The sequence below is a fragment of the Syntrophorhabdaceae bacterium genome (genome assembly GCA_028713955.1).
Classification (GTDB): domain Bacteria; phylum Desulfobacterota; class Syntrophorhabdia; order Syntrophorhabdales; family Syntrophorhabdaceae; genus UBA5609.
In genome coordinates, this window is the sequence record JAQTNJ010000116.1 from 1 (window position 1) to 9,699 (window position 9,699).

Genomic DNA, 9,699 nt, shown 5'->3' on the forward strand with positions numbered 1-9,699 from the left:
TGTCTATACATATAACGGGGCCGACCTCGTTGACATCACCCATCCATACTGGACTCCTAAAAATTATACTGCCACAGGCATAACATTCGAGTGGTATCATGATTACTCGAAACTATTTTTCTGCGGCAACGAATTACGTTTTTACAGCATCAAGGTCTCTTTCGGCGCTGATTCGGAGAACAACCCATCGGCAAAACTTGAAGGTGAACTGCATCATGAGTTCAATGACCATTGGACTGCTTCGATAAAAGGCATGTGGCACACGTCGCCGCAATGGAATGCAACTGGCCTGTGGGCAATAATAAAATATCAATTTTAAGATGAATAACGATAATCCAAAGACCTCTTCCTTCAAGATATTTTTTATTACAGCCATACCGATCCTCGCTATCATCTTCGCGACTATCTACCTGATCGTGCGTATCCTGCTCTTTCTCATTACCGATTACGCGTGGTATGAAAAGGTGCTTGCGCTTTTTCTCCTCATCGCTGAATTATTCATTTTGACGCACGGTATAGGATATTTTTTCGAGATCTTCAGCGTCATATGGCGTCGCAAGAGCTTCACTGTCAGAGAAGACCAGATACCAAAATTGAGCTCTTATCCGCCCGTCGCTATAGTCATGCCTTCATACAAGGAACCTCTTGACGTCGTGGAGAATTCGCTTGTTACCTTTTATAATATCTCCTATCCCAACAAATACATCTACTTCCTTGACGATACGAGATACGACATCAAATGGGACACCCCCGAAAAGATGGAAGCCTATAAAAAAGCCGTGGAAGATCTCTGCCGGCATATCGGCGTCGACCTCTTCCGCAGAAAATGGCATGGCGCAAAGGCGGGCATCATCAACGACTTCCTTGAATTCCTCGATGGCAAAGAGAAGGATGGATTCCGATTCTATCACTATTCAGGAAAAACAAAACAGGAAATAGAGAAATACATGCTCGTCTTCGATGCGGACTCGAACCCGTTCCCTGATTTTATTGAACCGCTTGTGGCGATCATGGAGAACAACACTAAGCTCGCGTTTGTCCAGACGCCGCAGTATTACATAAACTTCGAATTTAACCGCATAGCAAGGGCTGCGGGATTGCAGCAGGCGGTCTTTTACGAATACATCTGCGAAGGGAAGTCTTCGAAAGATTCTACCTTTTGCTGCGGCACCAACGTGCTCTTCAGGAGAGAAGCCCTTAACGATGTCGGCGGCTTTGATGAAACATCGGTTACCGAAGATTTTGCCACGTCCCTCCAGTTTCATCTGAAAAAATGGAGTACCACGTATATCAACAGGGTGCGGACATTCCAGATAGGGCCGGAAGACTTAGGAGGTTATTTCAAGCAACAGTTCAGGTGGTCTCTCGGAACCATCGGCCTATTCACCAAGGTTCTGTCTACCTTTCTCAGGAGGCCCCGGGGTCTCACAAAATTACAATGGTGGGAATATTTTCTCTCAAGCACATGGTACTTCATCGGTTTTGTATTTTTATTTATGATGATATGCCCCGTTATATACATCTTTTTAAATATCCCCACGTACTTTGCAAGACCTGAGTTTTATTTTTTAATCTTTATTCCCTACGTGGTGATAACCTTGACGACCTTTTACTGGACGCTGAAGCAACGCAATTATCATATCAGGGACCTTCTCACGGGGCAGCTCCTCACCTTTATCACCTTCCCGGTATATATCAAGGCATCCATTCTGGCGCTTGCCGGCATAAAGGGTACATTCGGCATAACACCGAAAGGTGTCAGCAAGGCATTACCCCTGAGAGCTCTCTGGCCGCAGCTCGTCATGGCAATGTTGTGTTTTGCTGCAGTCGTATGGGGTATTAACAGGTTTATCTATGAACAGGAACCTGCAGGCGGTATTTTGGTGAATACGTTCTGGTGTCTATACCATGCGGGTATCCTTTTCTCTGTCCTCTATTTTAATAAACCTGAAGAATCGAACAATGGATAATAGGAAATCAAAATATCCCCTGATCTGCCGCTTTCTCATTCTTATCGCATCCATATTGTTTGCGTTTACTCCCGGCAAGGCAGCGCCACAAGGACAATTCATGTGGGGATTTGCCCTGGATGGCTACCCCGTAACCAGGGAAAAACTCATAGAGACAAAGTCAGAAACAGGATTAAAGCCGGATATAGTTGTATTTTTTCTCCAGTGGCCGCCATCCGGGAATGCTGATTCAGGAGACTTTCCCCGGGCGAGCCTTGATGCAATATGGAATAGCGGCGCCATACCATGTGTCACCTGGGAGCCGATGTACCACCAGGACGGTAAAGAGATCATGATCTCATATGCGCGACTATTGAGCGGCCAATACGATCCGTATATCAAGGGATTCGCCGATAGGGCCCGTTTATGGGGCAAACCTTTTATGATACGCTTTGCACACGAAATGAATCTCAAAAGATACCACTGGGGGACTGAAGAAACCGATTACGGACCGCAGAGCCCCGGGATATACATACAGATGTTCCGGTACGTAGTCACACTTTTTAAAAAGGCCGGCGCGCATAACGTAATATGGGTATTCTGTCCGAATACCGAGTCAGTGCCAAATACCTCCCACGATCCTTCCGCTTCATGGAACCTGTTGAGTAATTATTACCCCGGTGATGATTATGTTGACATACTCGGTGTTGACGGTTACAACTGGGGAACAACACAGAAGAAGGAAAGACATGGCTGGGAGAGCCGCTGGAAGACCTTCAGGGAGATATTCGAATTGGCATGCAGGGAGTTAACCGCCCATGCCCCATCAAAACCCCTCATTGTCTTTGAAACTGCCACCGTCGGCTATGGCGGCAACAAAACAGAATGGATACGGGATGCTATGAATGTATCGGGAAGCCTGGGGATACAGGGTGTCGTCTGGTTCCAGTCAAACAAAGAGCTCGACTGGCGCATCAACAGTAACGGCGACAGGGGCTACGTATCGTTTATAAAACCAGGGACGTTATTGCCCCACACCTGGATTAAACGTTTCCTGAAGGAGTAAGGAATAAGGTACGGGAATGCGCGGATTTAGTCTCAAAACAAAGATGGCAACTGTTGTTTCGGTCCTCTTTCTGGTGATCTTTGCCTGTGGCGCCCTCATGTTTGAAAATAACTTCGAGGAACACTATAAAAGGACCATAGCAGAACAACAGTTTGAGCTCGTTGCAAAGATAGCAGGCGATATAGATAGGCAGATACGGGAAGCACAAAAGATACTTATCGACGTATCAAAGGTCATTCCACTTGATGGCCTCAACAACTATTATGCCATGCAGAAACACCTCGAAAAGGTTGTTGAATCAAGATTTTTCATAAAAACGTACTTTGACAACGGCATACTTCTTTATTCGAAGGCCGGCAGGGTCATAGGTGAGGTCCCCTACTCCCCGGAGCGTTACGGGAAAGACTTCTCACACAGGGAATACCTTCGGCACACGATGAAAACGCGACTGCCCTACATCTCAAAACCATACCGGTCAATAAAACCGCCTTATGACCCGGTAGTGATGTTCACTGCGCCCATATTCAATAAAAAGGGTGAGATAGTCGCAGTCCTTGGCGGCGCCGTTTCCCTTACCAAAGATACTACACTCGGAGGTATTGCAAAGGTAAGGATAGGGAAAACAGGATACATGTATCTGTACAATACGGATCGAACCATAATTGTTCACCCGGACACAAAAAGGATCCTGCAGAATGACGTACCTCCCGGTGTAAACAGGTTGTTTGACAGGGCAATCAATGAGTGGTTTGAAGGTTCCGGCGAGACGGTGACCTCAAGGGGTCTGCATGTTATCGGGACATTTAAACGGTTCCAGAATACTGACTGGATACTGGCGGCCAGTTATCCCATTAAGGAAGCCTATGGACCTATCATCAGGGAACGATGGTACATGGCAGGCTACACGGCACTCGGTATCTTTTTGTCTATATTAATTATCCTTATTGTTATGAGAAGGAACCTGTCACCGCTTTCCGAGCTTGCCTCACAGGCAGAGGCAGTAGGAAGGACAGAGGAACACCTCCAGTCTGTCAGTGTGGAAACGGGGGGCGAGATCGGTGCCCTTGCGTTTTCATTTAACGAGATGCTGAAAAGACTGCGTGACCGGGAGGCATCATTGAAGACGATCCTGGAAGACCTCAAGGAAAGGGAGGCGAGGATCAGTTCCATCGTGAATACGACTGTCGATGGTATCATTACAATCGATGAGGAAGGTATCATTGAAAGCTTCAATCAGGCAGCCGAAAAGCTGTTCGGCTATAAGGCGAATGAGGTGATAGGCCGTAATGTGAGCACCCTCATGCCTGAGCCTCACAAAAACGGGCACGATCAGTACGTACAGGCATATCTCAAAAGCGGCAGGTCCAGGGTGCTTGGCGCAGCGCGGGAGGTCCTTGGCCGTCGCAAGGACGGTGCTACTTTCCCTATCGAACTGTCTGTGAGCGAAGCGGACCTGGGTGACAGACGTATCTTTACGGGTATACTGCGGGACATAACGGAACGGAAAAAGGCCGAAGAAGAACTTCAAAAGGCAAAAGAAACGGCTGAAAGCGCAAACCAGGCCAAGAGCGACTTCCTCGCAGGTATGAGCCATGAGATACGAACCCCCATGAATGCCATCGTCGGCATGGCTGAACTGATGTTGGAAACACCTCTCGACGACGAGCAAAAAAGATACGTTGAGACACTTATACACGCAGGGGAAAACCTCCTGAACATAATCAACGATATCCTCGATATTTCAAAGATTGAAGCGGGCTATCTCGAACTTGAATCAACAGGGTTTAACCTTCAGGAGCTGTTAGACAAGACATGCGCCATCATGGCAATACGCGCACACGACAAAGGGATTAAGCTTCTTTGCCACGTCCTTCCTGACGTGCCGGTTCATTTGATCGGAGACCCTGTCCGGCTCAGGCAGGTGATCGTGAATCTTATAGGGAATGCTGTGAAATTTACCGACCAGGGAGAGATCATACTGGAGGCCCGGACAGTTGAAGGCAATACAGATACTACCATACTCCGGTTTTCAATCCGTGATACAGGTATCGGTATACCCGAAGATAAGGTTGACAGGATATTTGAAAAATTCACACAGGCCGATTCTTCGACGACAAGAAAGTATGGAGGGACAGGGCTCGGCTTGACAATATCGAAGCGCCTTGTTGAGCTCATGGGAGGTAGAATATGGGTCACAAGTGCTGTCGGTGTTGGGAGCACCTTCTATTTTACCGCTGATTTCCAGCTTCAAAAAGGAAAGATACAGCCAACCCCTGCCACAATTACCATAACGCCCGAAAGTGAAACTTTAAAACCCCTGCGTATACTCCTCGTAGATGATTCTGAGGACAACCGGCTGCTCATACTGTCATTCCTGAAAAAGACACCTTTTGCGATCGATATAGCCGACAATGGGATGGCTGCCGTAGAAAAATATAAGGCTTCAACATATGATATTGTTCTTATGGATATCCAGATGCCTGTAATGGATGGCTATACAGCAACAAAAGAGATCAGGCAATGGGAAAGCATACACAACCGGAAGCAAACCCCTGTCATTGCCCTCACCGCCTATGCGCTGAAAGAAGAGATACGGAAAAGTTATGACGCAGGCTGCAATGCTCATCTGGCAAAACCCATCAAGAAGCAGGATCTGTTAACCATGATCATACAATACACCGGGGAATCCCTGAAAAACGAAAAGGCTGACAGCGCCATGGAAGAAGGCCATGCGAGCACCCGGGAGAAATACATTGTTAAGGTTGATAAAGACCTTGAAGATCTGATACCGGGGTATCTTGAAAACAGGTACAGAGACATAAAGACCATAGAGGAGGCGCTCGAAAGAGATGAACTGGAAACAATAAGGTTTCTTGGCCACAGCATGAAGGGAAGCGGTGGGGGTTACGGATTCGATACGATCACTGAAATCGGAAAAACCCTTGAAGAGGCAGCAAAGAGCGATGACGTAATTGCGATAAAAAAGGCCCTGACTTACCTGTCCGATTACCTGGGCAACGTGGATATTATATATGAATAAACCTGAAATCAATCCGGCATCAGTACCGGTTGCTCTTTTTGTCGGGGCACACCCTGACGACATTGAGATCGGTGCAGGCGGTACCGTAGCCAAACTTGCCGGTTCAGGCTGGGACGTATGGTATTGCGTCCTCACCAGCGAATCTGATATTGCCGTAGCGCAAGCGAGAAAGATGGAGGCACAAAACGCTGCCCATACCCTCGGGATTAAACCGGATAGGGTCATCCTGCTCGATCTACCTGATGCACGCCTGGAGGCAACAGGAGAGACTGTCGCACAGTTGAGGGAGGTGCTGGAAAACCGCAAAGTGGACCCTGACATCGTCTTTACCCACACCCTGGCCGACAGCCACAATGACCACCGTGCAGTTCATAATATCGTCCTCGCAACCTTCAGAAAAAAACCAATCCTTTCATTTGCCGTAGTGAATTCTCTCATACGATCAGAGTTCAGGCCCAAGGTCTTTGCCGAAATTGGTCCCTATAGAAACGTAAAAAGGGAAGCACTGATGCGTCATGTTTCCCAGAGCACAAGGATCAACGAAGAGGCAATAGAAAATATCAATAAGGTCTTCTCTGCAGACCTCAGTCTCGATGAAACCGAACCTTTCGAGGTTATCCTTCAGGAAGGGGCAGAGGATCTGCTGTACCTGGTCCTCAGTCTAAACGATTGTCCTTTCCATAACTTTTGGTATCCCTTGCTCAGGGAACAACCCCTCGTTGTTATCCATTCAGTTCCCGTCTACAGAAAAACTATCCATTACGGTTGGACGGCAAATAAGGAGCAGGAGGGTATTGAGCTGCTCTATGAAACATTTTCAAGGATGTGGCATGACCGCCACCCCGTGACAAGCAAAAGTTCGGTCAACCCATCCGCGAATGGATATCTGCAAACCTCCAACATCCTTCTATGCGGGAGTTCGGCATCGAATCAGTTCATCAATAACCACTTTAACAATTTCAAAGGCATACGGTACATAACCGGGCACTCTATGCCCGATTACACAAATCTCGCGATCAACGACCTTGTCTCTTCGAAAAAGATCACTGCTCACTATGAAAAGGACGATTCCGGTAACTATATCGTAACAAAAGATTTTGGTATATTAACGGTTATGCGTAACCCGGTACGCGAAACGAGGAGCCTGATCGGTTGTATGGGCATCCACGGATTCGGAACCTTCGGGTGCCTGCGGGCCATCTGTGAAAGGGGGCTCCTGAAAGAATTGCTTCCATTTCTTGACTTTCCTCTGCTGAGCAAGGGGATACAGGTCCTTATAGAATATGATATTCTGAACAATGTGATAGGGATAGACAGAAAAAGCCTCCATATAATCACCCCTTAACAGACAAATTTTACAGGGCGTGAATATAGAGCATAACAATAGTGTTGTAATTGAAGTAGAGCCTTTTTTCAAGCTCCTTTATGGCATTAAGGTAAGGCATGATGCTCTCGCTCTGGAAGGCAATCCTGAAGATTTCGACGTAGATCTCTGATTCTATCATTGCCCGCAATCCTTCCAGGTCAACAAATTTCGGTATTTCTGAATAGGATTTCATCTGGTCTTTTATCGTCCTGGAAAGAGATTCCAGCCTGGCATGGTTTTCTATGGCCCTATCGCGGACATCTGTCAGGAATGACTCCTTTAGCTTTGGATATTCTTCCTGGGGATACATGGAGATCCTTGAGAAAAAAGGGATAAGGTGCCCCAGATAGATAGCCACCCCCTGTTTCAGGAGCGCGGTGTCTTTCATTACCCCGCAAAACAAATTATACTTGAACGTAAAATCATCAAAGGAAACGGATATGGATGCTTCCTCCAGAGAGATAAAAACAGGATAGGGAGATTGTGTAGTATTCTCGAGTATTGCGCCGCAGGTCTCCCCATCTATGGAGTCATCCCACGCCGTCCATACTATGACGCCCTGATTATAGAAGTTCTTTCCGATATTCAGGGGCAGATGAAAATTGATCCTATCCCCTTTCTTTAAACTTTCTCTATTCACCAGCCAGCGTGGAATGGCAAATTTCAGGCCGCTTTTGCTGATGTCCATGATAATGTACTGGAAACAGGCCTGATCTTCTTCCCTTGATCCCAGGAAAGGAAGGTTGATCGAACTGATGCTTAGCCGCTCTTCTCTGCGTTTTTCTATCGGGGTATCCATAGTAACTTTTACATTATACAAACCGCATCCAAAATTATCTATTATTCTTTAATAAAATCATATTTATTCGTAAAAAAATGGATATAATATATTGAGATTATCAAAAGAGGGGTAATGGTGTCAGAGAGAGAAAAGATACTGATAGTCGATGACAGTGAAGATATACGGGTTCTTTTGAACCGTATCCTGAAGGCAGCGGGTTACGATGTTGCCGAGGTTCATAATGGAGAAGAGGCGTTACGACAGGCAACGGAGCTGAAACCGGATCTGATCCTTCTCGACATAGTAATGCCCGGCATCAGCGGTTATGAAGTATGCGAAAGGTTCAAGACAGGGGATCCCCCTGTTAATGTACCGGTTATTTTTCTGTCAGCTAAATCCGATGCCTCAGACAAGATAAAGGGGCTTGAGATAGGTGGCGCAGACTATATCACAAAACCATTCGACAAGGGAGAGGTGCTGGCGCGCGTTGAAAACCAGCTCAAGATCCGGCGTCTCACCAACGAATTGATAAAGACCAACATCGAACTTACTGAAAAACAGAAACGACTCGATGAGGACCTGAAGGCAGCGGCAGGTATCCAGCAGAGCCTTTTACCAGGAACAATACCTGATTTTAATAATCTTGCCATCGCCTGGAAATTTATGCCGTCCTATATGATCGGAGGAGACATCTTTAACGTCTTTCGTCTCGATGAGAATCATGTCGGGTTCTACATGATTGATGTCAGCGGTCACGGAGTCCCTTCTGCCCTTATTACAGTCTCTGTTTCTCAAATGCTCCAGCCTGAAAGAGGCTATGTCACAAAGAAAAAACAGTACGAGCCACCCGGTTACAAAATAGAATCTCCGGGGGCAGTGCTTCAAGCCCTTGATCGCGAGTATCCATTGAGCCGGTTCGAAAAATACTTTACCATCATATATATGATAATAAACATCAAGGACGGCAACCTTATTTACAGCAACGCTGCCCACCCTCCCCCCGTGATTATCCATCGGGAAAGCGGCTTTCAGTTACTGGATAAAGGAGGTACGATCATCGGTCTGGATGGCATCATTCCATTCGAGGAAGAACAAACCGACCTTCACGATGGGGACAAGATCATCCTTTATACAGACGGGGTAGTTGAATATCAGAACAATGAAGAGGAATTTTTCACTGAAGATCGTTTTTATTCACTTCTGAATGACTTGAGGCATGAAACTGTTGAAAAACTCATCGATGAAGTTGTAACATCTATCATTGACTTTGGAAAAGGAAAGCCATTTCAGGATGATATCACGCTCGTTGCCATTGAATATAAAGGTAAGTATAAAGGGGGATAACCATATCCCCACCCGGAAGCTTACCACAGGTTTGAAAGATCCATTTTGAGGGAGGGTTTACATGCAGGTACAGGAAAAAAAGGTCGGCAGCATACTCATAGTGAAACCATTGGAAAAGAGGATAGATGCGTCCAGCGCTACTGAGTTTAAAGG

At 46.5% G+C, this 9,699-nt stretch carries 7 protein-coding genes; 6 read left to right on the plus strand and 1 reads right to left on the minus strand.

Annotated features, from left to right (window positions below):
• From PHU49_10415 to PHU49_10435, 5 genes are all read left to right on the plus strand, one after another.
• Positions 1 to 319 (plus strand): hypothetical protein (locus PHU49_10415; GenBank protein ID MDD5244419.1); only part of this gene is annotated, 319 nt, incomplete at its 5' end.
• Between the two features lies 1 nt (position 320).
• Complete coding sequence (locus PHU49_10420; GenBank protein MDD5244420.1) at positions 321 to 1,970, plus strand: glycosyltransferase family 2 protein; 1,650 nt, start codon at positions 321 to 323, stop codon at positions 1,968 to 1,970.
• Positions 1,963 to 3,015 carry a glycosyl hydrolase gene (locus tag PHU49_10425; GenBank protein MDD5244421.1) on the plus strand — a complete coding sequence of 351 codons (1,053 nt, stop codon included), beginning with the start codon at positions 1,963 to 1,965 and terminating at the stop codon, positions 3,013 to 3,015. The genes PHU49_10420 and PHU49_10425 overlap by 8 nt, the downstream gene beginning before the upstream one ends.
• Positions 3,016 to 3,031: 16 nt before the next feature.
• Complete coding sequence (locus PHU49_10430; protein MDD5244422.1) at positions 3,032 to 6,055, plus strand: PAS domain S-box protein; 3,024 nt, start codon at positions 3,032 to 3,034, stop codon at positions 6,053 to 6,055.
• Positions 6,048 to 7,400, plus strand: coding sequence for a PIG-L family deacetylase (locus PHU49_10435; protein ID MDD5244423.1), 1,353 nt, complete (start codon positions 6,048 to 6,050; stop codon positions 7,398 to 7,400). The genes PHU49_10430 and PHU49_10435 overlap by 8 nt, the downstream gene beginning before the upstream one ends.
• Before the next feature lie 10 nt (positions 7,401 to 7,410).
• On the opposite strand, the gene PHU49_10440 is transcribed toward PHU49_10435, so the two are convergent.
• Positions 7,411 to 8,241, minus strand: coding sequence for a PilZ domain-containing protein (locus PHU49_10440; GenBank protein ID MDD5244424.1), 831 nt, complete (start codon positions 8,239 to 8,241; stop codon positions 7,411 to 7,413).
• 93 nt (positions 8,242 to 8,334) lie between these two features.
• On the opposite strand from PHU49_10440, the gene PHU49_10445 reads away from it, so the two are divergent.
• Complete coding sequence (locus PHU49_10445; protein ID MDD5244425.1) at positions 8,335 to 9,546, plus strand: fused response regulator/phosphatase; 1,212 nt, start codon at positions 8,335 to 8,337, stop codon at positions 9,544 to 9,546.
• The last annotated feature ends 153 nt before the right edge of the window (positions 9,547 to 9,699 follow it).